The sequence below is a fragment of the Pseudorhodobacter wandonensis genome, from assembly GCF_001202035.1.
Classification (GTDB): domain Bacteria; phylum Pseudomonadota; class Alphaproteobacteria; order Rhodobacterales; family Rhodobacteraceae; genus Pseudorhodobacter; species Pseudorhodobacter wandonensis.
This window is the reverse complement of record NZ_LGHT01000026.1, coordinates 1-13,935: the sequence shown is the minus strand read 5'-3', so window position 1 is coordinate 13,935 and position 13,935 is coordinate 1. Positions and strand designations below refer to the sequence as shown.

Below are 13,935 nucleotides of genomic sequence, written 5' to 3'. Positions count from 1 at the left end.
TCAAGACGCCTTTCTGACGGTGCGCTGTTCGATACGTTTTTCATGCTCGCCCTGAATGAGGCGGTGCACATAGATGCCGGGCAGGTGGATTGTATCGGGATCGAGCGAGCCCAGCGGCACGATTTCTTCGACCTCGGCCACGCAGATTTTGCCGCAGGTGGCGGCGGGCGGGTTGAAGTTACGGGCGGTTTTGCGGAAAACGAGGTTGCCCGACGGGTCGGCCTTCCACGCCTTGACGATCGACAGGTCGGCGACGATGCCGCGTTCCATGATGTATTCCTGACCGTCAAAGACCTTGACGTCTTTGCCCTCGGCAATCACCGTTCCAACGCCGGTTTTGGTGTAAAAGCCGGGGATGCCCGCGCCGCCGGCCCGCATCCGCTCGGCCAAGGTGCCTTGGGGGTTGAATTCCAGCTCCAACTCGCCCGACAGATACTGGCGCATGAATTCAGCGTTTTCACCGACATAGGATGAGATCATCTTTTTCACCTGCCGGGTTTCCAACAAGACACCAAGGCCAAAGCCATCAACGCCCGCATTATTGGAGGCAACCGTCAGCCCTTTGGTGCCTGCATCACGAATGGCCGCGATCAGCAGTTCCGGAATTCCACACAGGCCAAAGCCGCCTGCCGCAATCATCATGCCGTCAAACAGCACGCCATCCAGCGCCGCCGATGCATCTTTGTAGATCTTCTTCACGCAAGTTCCCCCCTGCAATGTGATGACGTCGTTTTTGGCCGACCGCGTTGCGCAAGTCAATCGCCGCAGCGCGGCGAAGCAGAATTTGCTGCCAAAAAGTGGGGCGGGCCAAGAAAACCGCTTGATGACGGGGCTGCGCCAAGCCTATCAGGGCGCCAAAGCGGGTCTGGTTGACCAAGCGGATTTGAAATCGCGGTGTGTTTTCAAGAGGTGTATTGTTTACAGAGCGTTGAGGCGCTAGAGACGTTTGTGGGCTGAAATGAGACCCAACGGAGAGTTCGAAGACACGCTGCCCGCGTGGTGGAATGGTAGACACATGAGACTTAAAATCTCCCGGCCGTATGGCCGTGCCGGTTCGAGTCCGGCCGCGGGCACCAACTTACAGACTTTGCTGGATTACCTATCGGATGATCCTGCCCTTTGTTACCTTTGGTGACCAGCCATCTGTCGATTGCGATGCTGCACGAAGGTGGTCCGCGAGGCCGCGGGCGGGCGTATCCTGGCGGCCTCTCGGTTCGTTGATGTCATTGGGAAAGGACTTTAAGCTCGTTCCGGCCTGGGCTGGGTCGATAGTGATTTGATCGCGATGGAGAAGTCTATCAACTTCAATGTTAGGGTATAGAAATCCTCAGTTGTTCAAACCCTCAATTCTGCCCCATGAGTGGCGACGCCAGACATGCACTGATTGCATGCAAGCCATTTCAGGCGGGCGGCAGTCCCTGCGTCGGGCAGCACAATTGGCAGGGCGCCTTAGATCCGCTTGCCGTTCTGGTCAAAGGCGAATGCATGGTTGTCGTCGAAATCCAATGCGATTTTTGCTTCGGCTTCGATGTCATACTGGCCGAAAAGTCGCAGGGTCAGATTGTCTTCGGTGCCAATATCAACCAGTACGTTGGTATCGCCGCCCAGCTTTTCGACATGGACTACGGTTCCGGCCAAACGTCCGGTCTGGCTGATCCGCAGATGCTCGGGGCGCACGCCTGCAACAGTGCCTTTTCGGCCGCCGACCATTTCAGCCGGAAAAAAATTCATCGCGGGCGAGCCAAGGAACCCTGCGACAAAGCGGTTTGCGGGATTGTTGTACAGCTCCATCGGGGCGCCGACTTGCTCAACACGCCCATCCCGCAGCACCACGATTTTGCTGGCCAATGTCATGGCCTCTGTCTGATCATGCGTCACATAGATCATGCTGGCCTTCAAGGTGCGGTGCAGTTTGGCGATTTCGATCCTTGTGTTCATCCGCAGGGCGGCGTCGAGGTTCGATAACGGTTCATCAAACAGAAAGAGCTTTGGCTCGCGGACGATGGCGCGGCCGATGGCCACGCGTTGCCGCTGCCCGCCCGAAAGCTCGGACGGACGGCGTTGCAGATAATCCCCGAGCGAAAGAATGCGGCTGGCTTCGTCGACACGCTCTGCTATTTCGGTCTTGGGTTGCTTTTCCTGTTTCAGGGCCAACGCCATGTTGTCGTGCACGGTCAAATGCGGATAAAGCGCGTAGGATTGGAAGACCATGGCAATGCCGCGCCGTGCAGGTGGGATATCGTTCACCAGCGAGCCGGCGATTTCAATGCTGCCCGAAGTGGCATCCTCCAGACCGGCAATGACCCGCAGCAAAGTGGATTTACCGCAACCCGAAGGGCCAACGAACACCACGAACTCGCCTTCCTCTACGGTAAGATCGATGTTTTTCAACACGCTTACAGCGCCAAAGGATTTACAGATATTTTTCAGGGATAGTGCGGTCATAATAGGGCTCCTTCAAGCGAGACAGCTTGGCCGCTGCGGATGCTGGCATCGGCGGCGAGACAGATTTTCAGGGATTGAACCGCATCATCCATATGGCGGCTTAGGTCGATATCTTGGGTGATCGCCCGCAGCACGAAATCTTGTTCGGCATTGCAAAGCGCTTGGTGGCCCGGCTCATCTTCAAGCTGTATTAGCTGGTCCGGCCCTGCGACCGGGTGCAGGCGCAGCTGGCCTACTTTGGTGTGTCGGTCAATATCGGCGCTGTTCCACGATTCATTTGCTACGATGGAAACGGCACCATTGGGGGATATGATATCTTTTACGAAATAGGCGGTTTCAGATATCATCGGGCCCCAACCTGCCTCATACCAACCAACGGAGCCATCGGAAAATACCACCTGAAACTGCCCGTAATTGTACATATCCGGCGCGATTTCATCGCTAAGGCGCAGCCCCATCGCGTGGACGCGCAGAGGTTTGGCATCAGTGATCTGGCACATGACATCGACATAATGCACGCCGCAATCAACGATAGGCGAGGTGGTTTGCATAAGCGCTTTGTGGGTTTCCCATTCCGCGCCCTGACTTTGCTGGTTCAGGTTCAGGCGAAATACATATGGCCCCCCCAACGCACGCGCCTCGGCAATCAGCCGTTGCCAACTGGGGTGATGGCGCAGGATATAGCCGACCACCAATTTTCGCCCCGTTTGCTTGGCAGATGCAACCACCCGCTCGGCCTCGGCCGCGGACATCGCCAGCGGCTTTTCAACGAATACATGCGCGCCTGCTTGCATTGCGGCCACGGCGAAATCGGCATGGGTATCGGTATAGGTTGCGATGACCACCAGATCGGGCTTGGTCTGGTCCAAGGCCTGAGTGAAATCGTCAAAGCAGGGGTAGCTTTGCAATTCACCAGACGGGGCCTTGCCGGTGCGGTTCACCAAACCAACCACCTCGGCCATGGGGTGGGCATGTAGGGCCAGCGCATGGCTCATCCCCATATTGCCCAGACCGGTAATCAGTGTGCGGATCATTTTACTGCCCCCGATGTGATGCCGCGGATAAGCTGGCGAGAGAAGATCACATAAAGCGCCATGACCGGCAGAATAGCCAAGGACAGGGCCGACAGAACGGCATTCCAATCGGTGACAAACTGGCCGATGAATACTTGGCTGCCCAGGGTCAGTGTTTTGGTTTCTTCTGCTGGTGCAAGGATCAACGGGAACCACAGGTCATTCCAGATCGGGATCATGTTGAAAACTGCAACGGTTGCCATCGCGGGCCGCACCAAGGGCAGAACAAGCCGAAAGAAGATGGTGTATTCCGACAAGCCATCAATCCGGCCCGCGTTTTTCAAATCATCCGAGACCTGCCGCATGAATTCGGACAAAATGAACACTGCCAAGGGAAGGCCCTGCGCTGTATAGACCAAGATCAACGCCCAGAGCGTGTTTACCAAGCCGGTTTGCACCATCAGATCCAAAATCGCGACCGTACCAATGCGGATCGGGATCATAATCCCGAGTGCCAGATACAGGCCCATCAGCGTGTTGCCTTTGAAACGGTATTCCGACAGCGCGAAAGCGGCCATTGCACCAAAAAGCAGGACCAGAAACAGGGAAACGACCGTGACGATCAACGAGTTCTGGAAGTAGAGAAAGAAGTCGCCTTGTTTCAACACTGTCTCATAGCCGATCAGCGAAAAACTATCAGCATTGGGCAGCGATAGGGGCTCGCGGAAAATGGCTTTGCGGGTTTTGAAGCTATTGATCAGGATCACGAAAACCGGAAACAGCGCAATCAGGGTATAGGTAATCAAAACCGCATGGGCCGCAAAGGAATTCAGAAGGTTTGAGCGGGCCTTGTTCATGGTATTCTCCTTAGAACTGATAGCGCCGCATCCGCGACTGGATGGCGAAAAGGTAAATACAAACCCCCAACAGGATGATCGCAAACATGCCGGTCGCAATGGCCGAGCCCATATGGGGGTCGCCCAGTTGCAACTGGAAGCCAAAGAAGGTGCGATACATGAAGGTGCCCAGAATATCGGTCGAGAAATTAGGCCCTGCCAATGCGCCTTGGGCAGCATAGATCAGGTCGAAGGCGTTGAAGTTGCCAACAAAAGTCAGGATGGAAATGATGCCGATCGAGGGCAGAATAAGCGGAAGCTTGATTTTCCAGAAGGCAGCCGCGCCGGTGATGCCGTCGATTTCGCCCGCTTCCAGAACCTCTTCGGGGATCGACAGCAAGGCGGCATAGATCAGCATCATCGGAATGCCGACAAACTGCCAGACCGAGATCAGCGCCAAGGTGGTCAGTGCGTATTCTTCTTTGCCAAGCCAGGGCGCCATCAGGCTTTTTAACCCGACCATGTCCAACATTGACGGGGCGATGCCCCAGATCGGTGACAAGATCAGTTTCCACGCAAAGCCAACGATGACGAATGAAAGGATCGTCGGCACAAAAATGGCGGAGCGGTAGAGGCTGGCAAAGCGCAGGCGCGGATGGCTCAGAATCGCCGCCAACAAAATCCCGATGGGATTTTGCACGATCATGTGCACAAAGAAGAACCAGAAGTTGTTGCCGAGTGCATTCCAAAAGGCATCTGCCCAATGCGCTTCACCAAACAATGTGCGAAAGTTGGCGAGCCCGACAAACACCGTTGCATTGTCAACTTCGGAATACAGCGCAAGCCGCAAGGTATTGAACAGCGGCATAATCATGATGGCAGTATAGACCAACACCGCAGGCGCAAGAAAAACAAGGATATGCCACCGAAATTTGGGGCCCTTTTTCGAAGAAATCATCTTTGCCTCCCACAGGCTGGCTGACGGCAATTGGGTCCGGGCAAATACCTTGCCCGGACCCTTTGGCAGTTACTGCTGCGGTGCGTACCAAGACGCCAGACCTGCCTGCAAACGCGCGCCTGCAGCTTCCGGTGTCTCGGTGCCTTTGATCGCGGCGACAGACGCGCCCCAGGTTTCATTCTCTAGGTTCGGAGTGCCGCGTGACAGGATTTGATAGGTGGAACGAATTGTGGATTCGCATTCACCGCGCCAGCTGACGAACTCTTGGGCCAGCGGGTCTTCCATTTTCACGTCATGGTTCGACAAAGAGAAGAAGCCAGGCAAAGCGTTGGCGTAAAGCGAGGCAAATTCTGACGTGCCAACCCAGTTCAGGAAGGTACGTGCAGCCTCGGCATTCGGGCTGGCAGCATTCAGGCCGATTGCAATGTCGGTGTGATCCGAAATGAAGCACTTGTCGCCTTTGGCTTTGACTGGTGGCTTGAAAGCGCCCATCTCAAAATCGACCAAGCTGTTGAAGCCAGAGATTTCCCAGCTGCCTGCAGGGTAGATTGCAGCCCGGCCCAAGGTGAACAGGTTTTGGCTGTCGGGATAGGTTTGTGCCTCAAAGCCGTCACCCAGATACTGGCCCCATTTTGCCAAAGTACGATATGGGGCGATCCAGTCTTCGTCGGTCAGTTTTTGCGTGCCAGCAATCAGTGCCAGACGGCCTTCTTCGCCCTTCCAGTAGTTCGGGCCGATGTTGTTGTAACCCATGGTCGCGGCTTCCCACTGGTCATTGGTGCCCATCGCCATCGGGATGTAAGTGCCGTCTGCCTTGATCGCATCAAGCACTGCGAAAAATTCGTCTTCAGTTTCTGGAACGGTAAGATTCAGGGCGGCAAAGGCGTCTTTATTATAGATAAAGCCGTGGATCACCGAGGCCATCGGCACGCAAAATGTCGCCTTGGCGTCATCGGTCTGCCATGCCGATTTCGCAACAGCCGAGAAGGAACCCATCGCCGGCAGGTCCGAAAGGTCAGCCAGTTTCCCGCCTTCATAGAGCGCCAAGGACGCGTCAAAGGGGCGGCAGGTGATCAGATCGCCGGCCGAACCTGCATCCAGCTTGGAATTCAGAACTGCGTTATATTCGGCAGGGGCTGACGGGGTGAATTTTACTTTGATGCCGGGGTTGGCAGCCTCAAAAGCCGGAATGATTTTGTCTTGCCAAAGCACGAGGTCGTCATTGCGCCAGCTTTCGATGCTGATGGTGGTTTCGGCTGTGGCCATGCCGGCCAGTACCGTTGACGCCAAAAGCGCCATTCCGAGTGTTGTCTGTTTCATGTCTCTCTCCCTTGGTTTGGTTGTCTTTTCGTGGTGTTTCGGGCCGTCAAGCCCGCGCTGCAGGGCCTTAAATCTGCGCCAAAGCGGCCCGCAGGTTTCCGTGTGTTGTGGCCAATAGCGCTGTGGCTGCCTCTAGGTTTGGCATGCCTGCGGCCAGCAAAATTGCGGGCTTTACAGCGCCACCTGCCGCCGCAATCGACCTTGTTGCGCGTTCCGGGGTGCAGCCGGTGATCTGGCAGACAATGCCCATCGCCCGCGCCTTTAGTTTTTCATTGTCGGCGTTCACATTGACCATCAGCCCATCATGCACATGACCTAGCCGCACGCCCATCAAGGTTGACATCAAATTCAGCGCCGCTTTTTGCGCTGTGCCAGCACCAAGGCGCGTAGAGCCTGCGATCACCTCGGGTGGGGTTTTCAGGCAAATCGCAATGTTGGCATGGGCAAAAATCTTGGCGCCGGGGTTGTTGGCGATCGCTATCACTTGGGCCCCGTTTTGGGCAGCGTGGCGCGCCAACTCGACTGGGTAGGGGGTGCTGCCCGAGGCTGTCAGAGCTATCAGCAAATCACCCCGACCAATTCCATTTGCGGCCACGGTCGCGGCCTCGGCGTCATCTTCGGTATCACCCGGCATTTGGGCATCTACGGGCACCCCACCTGCCATAAGTATGCGTATCTGCGTGGCAGGAATGCCAAAAGTTCCACCCAATTCAGCTGCATCAGCTAAGGCCATCAGGGCCGAAGACCCGGCAGCGGCGTATATCAAGCGTCCACCATCAGTGATGACCTGTGCCATCAAAGCGCCCGCCCGTGCGATATCCGGGCCCGACGCTTCCAGGCAGGCAAGGGCCGCTTGCTGGCCATTGGCCAGAACGCGCACAATCTCGGCATCTGGCAGCAAGTCCAGCCCTTTGGCGGCGCTGCCCGACTGCTCGGTATTTGGTGGTTGCATTTGATTCGTCTCCTCACTCCAGATAAGATACCTTTTAAATACCTCTTGTCCAGAGTTTTCTGAAATCAGCGGTTTTCATGGCCGCTGGGTCAAAAAGGTCTTTTATTTGCGTCAAAGGTGTTCTATAGGTATTGTTATGGATCACATGGCAGCAGACACCCTTATTGGCATTGATGGCGGCGGAACCTCTTGTCGTGCCGCGCTTTTGTGGCGCGGAAAGCGGTATGAGGCGCGCAGCGGTAGTGCCAACGTCACTAGCGACCTTCAGGGCGCCGTCGCCGCTATTTCCGAGGCTTTGCGGGATGTGGCGGCGCAGGCCTGCCTGACCTTGCCGGATTTAATGGATATTCCTGCGCATCTGGGGTTGGCGGGTGCGACGACACCGGAAATCTGCGCCAAGGTAATAGCGGCGCTGCCATTGACCCGCGTCGCTGTTTCAGATGATCAAATGACAACGCTTGTCGGGGCTTTGGTCGCCGAGGATGGCGCATTGGTTAGCGTAGGGACGGGCTCTTTCCTGGCCAGTCAAAGGGCAGGCCAAAGGCGGTTTCTGGGCGGTCATGGTTTGGCATTGGGGGATGAGGCCTCGGGGGCGTGGTTGGGGCGGGCGCTTTTGGCGCGCGTGCTGCATAGTCTTGACGGGTTGGCGCCGCACAGTGCGTTGACAGAAGAAGTTTACTCCGCCTTCAACCGAGAGGCGGGCGCTATTTCCCTTTTTGCAGCAGGCGCGTCGCCGGGCCGTTACGGGCAGTATGCGCCGATGGTGGTTTCCGCGGCCAAGGCGGGGGATGCAGCCGCAGTGACCTTGATGCAAGCGGGCGCGGATTACATTTTGGCGGGTTTGAAAGCACTGGACTGGCGGCAGGATGAGGCGCTTTGCCTGATGGGCAGCCTTGGCCCTTACTATTTGCCGTATCTTCCGCAATCAGTGCAGGACAGCGTGCGCCCTGCCAAAACCAGCGCTTTGGATGGAGCTTTGACTTTGGCGTCGTCAATTGTCGCCACGACTTCTGCCGCAACAAGGACGTAAACATGTCAATCACCGCCTTTTTGAACCCCGAGCATTGGATGCAGGATAGCTCTGGCTTGTTGTATGTCCAGTTGCGCAAACGTATCGAGGAAGGTATCGCCACCGGGGTGTTAACGCCAGACAGCCCGCTTCCACCGGAACGCGAAATCGCTGCGCTGGCAGGGTTGTCGCGTGTCACTGTGCGCAAGGCGATGCAGGAATTGGTTGATAAGGGCGTGATCGTCCAGCGCCAAGGGGCGGGCAGTTTCGTGGCCGCAGCCAAGCCGCGCGTAGAGCAATCCCTGTCGCGGCTGACCTCTTTTACCGAAGATATGGAGCGGCGGGGCCTGACGACCACCGCCCGCTGGCTGCATCGTGGCATCTTCATGCCGTCGCCCGAAGAGGGCGTCGCTTTGGCCCTTTCGATGAGCGATTCTGTTGCGCGGATTGCGCGGCTGCGTCTGGCAGAAGGCCGCCCGATGGCGATTGAGCGCGCGTCCTTGCCAACCGATATTTTGCCCAATCCGTTGGCTGTTGAAACCTCGCTGTATGAGGTGATGGAGGCCAGCGGCAACCGCCCGGTGCGGGCATTGCAGAAAATTTCGGCGGTGAATTTGAACGAGAAAGATGCCGGACTTCTGGGCGTCGAGCCTGGCGCGGCAGGGTTGAGGATTGAACGCACCTCGTATCTGACCAGCGGGCGCGCCGTTGAATTCACCCGATCCATTTATCGCGGCGATGCATATGACTTTGTCGCCGAACTTCGACTTGCCTCCAGTTAGGAAACCCCATGTCCGACAATACCAGCAAAATGCGCCAAGAGATTCTTGAAATTCCACAGGCAGCCGCGCGGCTTTTGGCCGATGGTGCCATTGAAATCCGGAGAATAGCTGACGAATTGCGCACCAAAGACCCTGCTTTTGCCATAAGTATCGCGCGGGGGTCGTCTGACCATGCCTGTAGCTATTTCAAATACGCCAGCGAGATTCTGCTTGGGGTTCCGGTTTGTTCGGTCGGGCCGTCTGTGGCGTCGATCTATAAAGCACCGTTGAAGTTGAAAAACAGTGTCAGCCTTGCCGTGTCACAATCGGGCAAAAGCCCGGATATCGTTGAAATGGCCCGCGCAGCCCGCCGCGATGGTGCGTTTTCGATTGCGTTGACCAATAATCCCTCTTCGGATTTGGCCCGCGTTTGCCAAGAGACAATCGACATTCACGCAGGCCCGGAATTGAGTGTCGCCGCCACCAAAACCTTTGTGAATTCGGTTGTGGCGGGGCTGATGCTGCTGGCGGAATGGTCGGAAGATGCGAAACTGCAAGCCGCACTTGTCGCGCTGCCCGAACACCTTGCCAAAGCGGCGGCGTTGGACTGGCCGGAGGTGCGGGCCGCGATTGGTGCGCATAAATCGCTTTTCACCCTTGGACGCGGCCCCGGATGGGCAATTTCCAACGAGGCCGCGCTGAAATTTAAGGAAACATGCCAGATACATGCTGAAAGCTACTCATCCGCAGAGGTGTTGCATGGCCCCGTTTCGATCGTAGGTGAGGGTTTCCCGGTGCTTTGCTTTGCCTCTGGTGATGCCGCAGAAAGCGCGGTTGTCAGCATCGCGGATGAAATTGCTGCAAAAGGTGCTGTGGTTTTTGTCACTTCGGATAAGGCCCATACCGCCACCCAGATTTCCAGTATTCGCACCGGCCATCCGCTGACCGACCCGCTTTGCCTTATGGTTTCCTTTTATGCGATGGTAGAGCGCTTTGCCTTGGCGCAAGGCAATGACCCTGACGCGCCGCGCCATCTTCGCAAAGTGACGGAAACGATATGAGCAGCCAACTGACGAGTTTTGTCGGCGCGAAAGTGTTTGATGGCAAAAGCTTGCTGGATGACCATGGGCTATTGACAGAGGCGGGGCGCGTTGTGGCGGTGTTGCCGCGGGCGAACCTGCCGCAAACGCCGTGCCAACAGGTGCTGACAGGCGGCATTTTGATGCCGGGCTATGTGGATTTGCAGGTGAATGGCGGCGGCGGTGTCATGTTCAATGATGACCCCAGTCCCGAGGCGCTGAACATTATTGCGAAGGCGCATAGCCAGATTGGCGCAACCTCTATTTTGCCGACTTTGATCACCGATAGTGCCAAACACACGGCTGCCGCTATCAATGCGGTAGAGCGCGCACTGGCGAACGGCACGCGCGGCATCTTGGGTTTGCATCTGGAAGGGCCTCATCTGTCGCTTGCGCGCAAAGGCGCGCATGACCCCGATTTGATCCGCGCGATGTCTGACGAAGATATGGCAGTGCTTTTGGATGCGGCCAAACGCCTGCCTTTGTTAAAAATCACAGTGGCGCCAGAAACCGTCACGCCCGCGCAAATCAAAACCTTGGCGACTGCCGGTGTGTTGATCTCGTTGGGGCATAGCGATGCCGGTTTTGATCTGTGCCAAGAGGCGGCAAAAGCTGGCGCGCGATGTGTCACGCATCTTTTCAACGCGATGAGCCCATTGGGCAACCGGGAACCCGGTCTTGTTGGTGCCGCGCTGGCGACAGGAGGGCTGTCTGCCGGACTGATCGCCGACACGATCCATGTGCATCCACAAAGCATGGCGCTTGCGCTGCGTGCCAAACAAGGCCCGGGGCGCATTTTCCTTGTCTCGGATGCGATGGCGACTGCAGGATCGGCGATTGACGGCTTTGCCTTGAATGGCCGCTGGATAACGCGGAGCGGCAATAAATTGACATTGGAAGATGGCACTTTGGCGGGGGCGCATCTCGACCTGACCACGGCGATCCGCAATGTATTAAGCCTGCCCGGACAAACCTTGCCCGAGGTGCTGGCCATGGCCACTGCTTATCCGGCACAACTGATCGCCCGGCAAGGCCATGTTGGCACCTTTGCCAAAGGCGCGCGCGCAGACATTCTGCATCTTTCAGATGACTTGATGCTTCGCCAAGTTTGGCAAGGCGATTAGGCGCGGCGAACCAAAAGATCGCTGATCTGCCGCCCGCGCCAGCCGGCGGCCGCAAAACGCAAACTCGTTGTCCCGATTTTGTAGAATAAGAGTTGGGGGAGAACGCCAGTTTCTTTTAATTGGGTTTTTCCCCGCACAGCAGCTGGTCGAGCGCGATAATTGTTGCAGGGATTGGCATGTCGGCTGCCTTTTCGCCTAGCAGTTCCACGATTGCAGTTCTGGTCCGTTTTCCGGGAAAGCCGTCAATCGGGCCCGGATCTGCGCCGCCAAGCAAGAGAAGGCGTTGCACTGTAATACCCTCTGCACCTTCAGGAATTGCATTTAGGCCGCAAGGCACTGGCGGAGCGGGCGGCTCGGTTGTGGGCGCAGACGTAGCTTCAGCCGTAGGGGTGGGTTCTGCTGCAGTGGTGGGTTCTGATACGGGGGCAGGTTCAGCCACGGGGGTGGCTTCTGATACAGGGGCAGGTTCTGATACAGGCTCAACTATTGGTTCAGGGCTGGTAACAACGGTTGGCTGCACGATGTCTTGCGCAGTTTCAGGGGCGATGAAGCATCGCTCAAGCAGGTCAATAATCGCGAGCGCATCGGCTGGTGCAGGAAGGCCCTCTGGCATTCGTTCGCAAGTCTTGGCGGTCTCGTTGCAGATAATGTTGATGGCCCAAGCCGGTTCGTCCGGGGTTGCTTGTAAAACGCCTTCGCCATTCGCGAATAGGGTATAGAAGTAACCGCCAACAATACCTTCTTGCCAAAGGCCAGGGAACTGTGGCGAAGGGATATCCACACGTCGTGTAACCACATTCGTCGCCCTGGGTAAGGGGCGGTCGAATGTGTCGGAAACGCAAGGTTCGGCGGCGGCAAAGCCGGCCTGCGCAAGGCCTGCGCAAACCGTAAGAAAGGCCCAGCCCCTTACCGCAGCCGTGCTCAAGGCTCTGCCCGAATAAGCGGGCCATGCGCTTTGAACGCAAGCGACGCAAGAACTACCGCGTTGGTATTGGTTGTTACTGACGAATTCGTGGTGCCGTCAGCTTCATATATGCCTTCGGGCCAGCCGCGATCCGGGTCGCCCAATGGGGCAAGTGCGGTGACCAGTTCGCGGGTGTAATCGGTGCCAAACAAGGCATCCCATGCAAAGGCGGTTTTCGTTGTGGTCGTGCGCTTGCTGTCAAGCCGTTCGCCCTTGAAGGTCATCACAGCCCAAGGCGCACCGCCGCCCCAGATTGATGCATACACAAAATAGGGGGCTTCATCGAGGTGTGACTCGCTGACCGCGGTAAGGATGCCGGTTTCGCGAAAGCGGGCCTCTTGTGCTTTGTAAATCGCGGTCGCAAAGCGGATCGATCGCGCGTCAAAACCAAACTCTAGCCCATCAAAAATATAGGGTTCGCTGACGGTAAAAGCCGGTGTGATGTTGCGGTGCAGGCGGGTATCAACGGGAATTGGCAGGCCTTGCACCTCTTGAACCATCATCATTTCTTCGGTGTGATAGGCGCGGTACATATCATAGCCGAACAGCATCATTGCCTTGGCCGCGTATTGTTCATAGCCCAACCGCCCCTCTTGATCGCGGCGCAGTTTGCCATCGGCGAGGTTGCCGCCGATCAGTTGGCCATCTTCGACCATCTCGCCTAGGTGCCATTTATCCATAACGGCAGCAACTTGTCCGGCTAGATCGGGGTAACGGTGTTTAACTTGCCCCAAGGCGCCAACCATCCGCGCAATATCCAGTGCCGACCAGCCCAACCCACGTTCCGAGGGTTTGTTGCCGTAATCGACCAACTCGGCGGTTTGCACGTTATAGGCTTTGTTTGGCAAAATATCGTCAAACAGCCGGATTGTGCCCAGCGTGTTGATTGTCATTGAGAACTGACCCGGCATTTTCATCGAGATCTGACCCACCCAGCCGTTATGATCTGCTGGTTATGATGGCGTCAATGCTGTTGCCTCCTTTCGCTTTTTCTTCGCTGTTTCGGAGCTGGCCTTGAAGCGGTAGCTGTCATTGCCGGTCTCGAGGATGTGGCAGCGATGTGTGAGACGATCGAGCAGTGCTGTGGTCATTTTGGCATCGCCAAAGACGCTGGCCCATTCACTGAAGCTCAGGTTGGTGGTGATGATGACGCTGGTGCGTTCATACAGCTTGCTCAGAAGATGGAAGAGCAACGCGCCGCCGGAGGCGCTGAACGGCAGATATCCCAGCTCATCCAGGATCACCAAGTCGGTTTTGACCAGCGCCTCAGCGATCTTCCCGGCCTTGCCTTGGGCCTTTTCCTGCTCCAGTGCGTTGACCAGTTCAACCGTCGAGAAGAAGCGGACGCGCTTACGGTGATGCTCGATGGCCTGAATGCCAAGGGCGGTTGCAACATGCGATTTCCCTGTTCCCGGACCTCCGATCAGCACCACATTCTCGGCCGCGTCCATGAACTCACAACGATGGAGTTGTC

General features: G+C 56.7%; 14 protein-coding genes and 1 tRNA gene. 5 read left to right on the top strand and 10 right to left on the bottom strand.

Translation table 11 applies throughout. The features are described from left to right. Positions 1-699 carry a CoA transferase subunit A gene (locus AKU79_RS06565; RefSeq protein WP_050522795.1) on the bottom strand — a complete coding sequence of 233 codons (699 nt, stop codon included), beginning with the start codon at positions 697-699 and terminating at the stop codon, positions 1-3. Between the two features lie 291 nt (positions 700-990). Between AKU79_RS06565 and AKU79_RS06555 the strand changes: the two genes are divergently transcribed. Next, positions 991-1,076: transfer RNA gene (locus AKU79_RS06555), tRNA-Leu, on the top strand. Positions 1,077-1,449: 373 nt separating this feature from the next. On the opposite strand, the gene AKU79_RS06550 is transcribed toward AKU79_RS06555, so the two are convergent. The 6 genes from AKU79_RS06550 to AKU79_RS06525 form a co-directional block, all read right to left on the bottom strand. After that, a complete protein-coding gene (locus AKU79_RS06550) occupies positions 1,450-2,445 on the bottom strand; it encodes an ABC transporter ATP-binding protein (RefSeq protein WP_050522793.1) in 996 nt (331 codons plus the stop codon). After that, positions 2,442-3,479 (bottom strand): Gfo/Idh/MocA family protein, encoded by a 1,038-nt coding sequence (locus AKU79_RS06545; protein ID WP_197087252.1) that lies wholly within the window; start codon positions 3,477-3,479, stop codon positions 2,442-2,444. Before AKU79_RS06545 ends, AKU79_RS06550 begins: the two co-directional genes overlap by 4 nt. Further along, complete coding sequence (locus AKU79_RS06540) at positions 3,476-4,315, bottom strand: carbohydrate ABC transporter permease (protein WP_050522792.1); 840 nt, start codon at positions 4,313-4,315, stop codon at positions 3,476-3,478. Before AKU79_RS06540 ends, AKU79_RS06545 begins: the two co-directional genes overlap by 4 nt. A 10-nt stretch (positions 4,316-4,325) precedes the next feature. Further along, entirely contained in the window at positions 4,326-5,252 is a 927-nt protein-coding gene (locus AKU79_RS06535) for a carbohydrate ABC transporter permease (protein WP_050522791.1), read from the bottom strand. A 69-nt stretch (positions 5,253-5,321) separates the two neighbouring features. Next, entirely contained in the window at positions 5,322-6,572 is a 1,251-nt protein-coding gene (locus AKU79_RS06530; protein ID WP_050522790.1) for an ABC transporter substrate-binding protein, read from the bottom strand. A gap of 67 nt (positions 6,573-6,639) precedes the next feature. After that, a complete protein-coding gene (locus AKU79_RS06525; protein WP_050522789.1) occupies positions 6,640-7,524 on the bottom strand; it encodes an N-acetylmuramic acid 6-phosphate etherase in 885 nt (294 codons plus the stop codon). A gap of 145 nt (positions 7,525-7,669) precedes the next feature. On the opposite strand from AKU79_RS06525, the gene AKU79_RS06520 reads away from it, so the two are divergent. From AKU79_RS06520 to nagA, 4 genes are read left to right on the top strand one after another with little or no spacing between them, the layout of a single operon-like run. Beyond that, a complete protein-coding gene (locus tag AKU79_RS06520; RefSeq protein ID WP_197087251.1) occupies positions 7,670-8,554 on the top strand; it encodes a BadF/BadG/BcrA/BcrD ATPase family protein in 885 nt (294 codons plus the stop codon). Between the two features lie 2 nt (positions 8,555-8,556). Further along, positions 8,557-9,315, top strand: coding sequence for a GntR family transcriptional regulator (locus tag AKU79_RS06515; protein ID WP_050522787.1), 759 nt, complete (start codon positions 8,557-8,559; stop codon positions 9,313-9,315). 8 nt (positions 9,316-9,323) lie between these two features. After that, a complete protein-coding gene (locus AKU79_RS06510) occupies positions 9,324-10,355 on the top strand; it encodes an SIS domain-containing protein (protein ID WP_050522786.1) in 1,032 nt (343 codons plus the stop codon). Continuing rightward, positions 10,352-11,497, top strand: a complete 1,146-nt coding sequence (gene nagA / locus AKU79_RS06505) for an N-acetylglucosamine-6-phosphate deacetylase (RefSeq protein ID WP_050522785.1) — start codon at positions 10,352-10,354, stop codon at positions 11,495-11,497. Before AKU79_RS06510 ends, nagA begins: the two co-directional genes overlap by 4 nt. A 115-nt stretch (positions 11,498-11,612) precedes the next feature. Here nagA and AKU79_RS19475 read toward each other — a convergent pair whose 3' ends face one another. The 3 genes from AKU79_RS19475 to istB all read right to left on the bottom strand — a co-directional run. Continuing rightward, positions 11,613-12,110, bottom strand: a complete 498-nt coding sequence (locus AKU79_RS19475; protein WP_197087250.1) for a hypothetical protein — start codon at positions 12,108-12,110, stop codon at positions 11,613-11,615. A 308-nt stretch (positions 12,111-12,418) separates the two neighbouring features. Continuing rightward, on the bottom strand, positions 12,419-13,354 hold the full coding sequence (locus AKU79_RS06495) for a DUF3131 domain-containing protein (RefSeq protein ID WP_231580111.1): 936 nt from the start codon (positions 13,352-13,354) through the stop codon (positions 12,419-12,421). A 60-nt stretch (positions 13,355-13,414) separates the two neighbouring features. Continuing rightward, on the bottom strand, positions 13,415-13,935 hold a 521-nt coding region (gene istB, locus AKU79_RS06490; protein ID WP_050523067.1), incomplete at its 5' end, for an IS21-like element helper ATPase IstB.

What these genes read in the sequence shown, in the direction of transcription:
- AKU79_RS06495 (WP_231580111.1), bottom strand. Translation starts at nt 13,354, where the DNA reads ATGACAATCAACACGCTGGGCACAATCCGGCTGTTTGACGATATTTTG.
- nagA (WP_050522785.1), top strand. Translation starts at nt 10,352, where the DNA reads ATGAGCAGCCAACTGACGAGTTTTGTCGGCGCGAAAGTGTTTGATGGC.
- AKU79_RS06520 (WP_197087251.1), top strand. Translation starts at nt 7,670, where the DNA reads ATGGCAGCAGACACCCTTATTGGCATTGATGGCGGCGGAACCTCTTGT.
- AKU79_RS06510 (WP_050522786.1), top strand. Translation starts at nt 9,324, where the DNA reads ATGTCCGACAATACCAGCAAAATGCGCCAAGAGATTCTTGAAATTCCA.
- AKU79_RS19475 (WP_197087250.1), bottom strand. Translation starts at nt 12,110, where the DNA reads ATGCCAGAGGGCCTTCCTGCACCAGCCGATGCGCTCGCGATTATTGAC.
- AKU79_RS06540 (WP_050522792.1), bottom strand. Translation starts at nt 4,315, where the DNA reads ATGAACAAGGCCCGCTCAAACCTTCTGAATTCCTTTGCGGCCCATGCG.
- AKU79_RS06525 (WP_050522789.1), bottom strand. Translation starts at nt 7,524, where the DNA reads ATGCAACCACCAAATACCGAGCAGTCGGGCAGCGCCGCCAAAGGGCTG.
- AKU79_RS06545 (WP_197087252.1), bottom strand. Translation starts at nt 3,479, where the DNA reads ATGATCCGCACACTGATTACCGGTCTGGGCAATATGGGGATGAGCCAT.
- AKU79_RS06535 (WP_050522791.1), bottom strand. Translation starts at nt 5,252, where the DNA reads ATGATTTCTTCGAAAAAGGGCCCCAAATTTCGGTGGCATATCCTTGTT.
- AKU79_RS06550 (WP_050522793.1), bottom strand. Translation starts at nt 2,445, where the DNA reads ATGACCGCACTATCCCTGAAAAATATCTGTAAATCCTTTGGCGCTGTA.
- AKU79_RS06530 (WP_050522790.1), bottom strand. Translation starts at nt 6,572, where the DNA reads ATGAAACAGACAACACTCGGAATGGCGCTTTTGGCGTCAACGGTACTG.
- AKU79_RS06515 (WP_050522787.1), top strand. Translation starts at nt 8,557, where the DNA reads ATGTCAATCACCGCCTTTTTGAACCCCGAGCATTGGATGCAGGATAGC.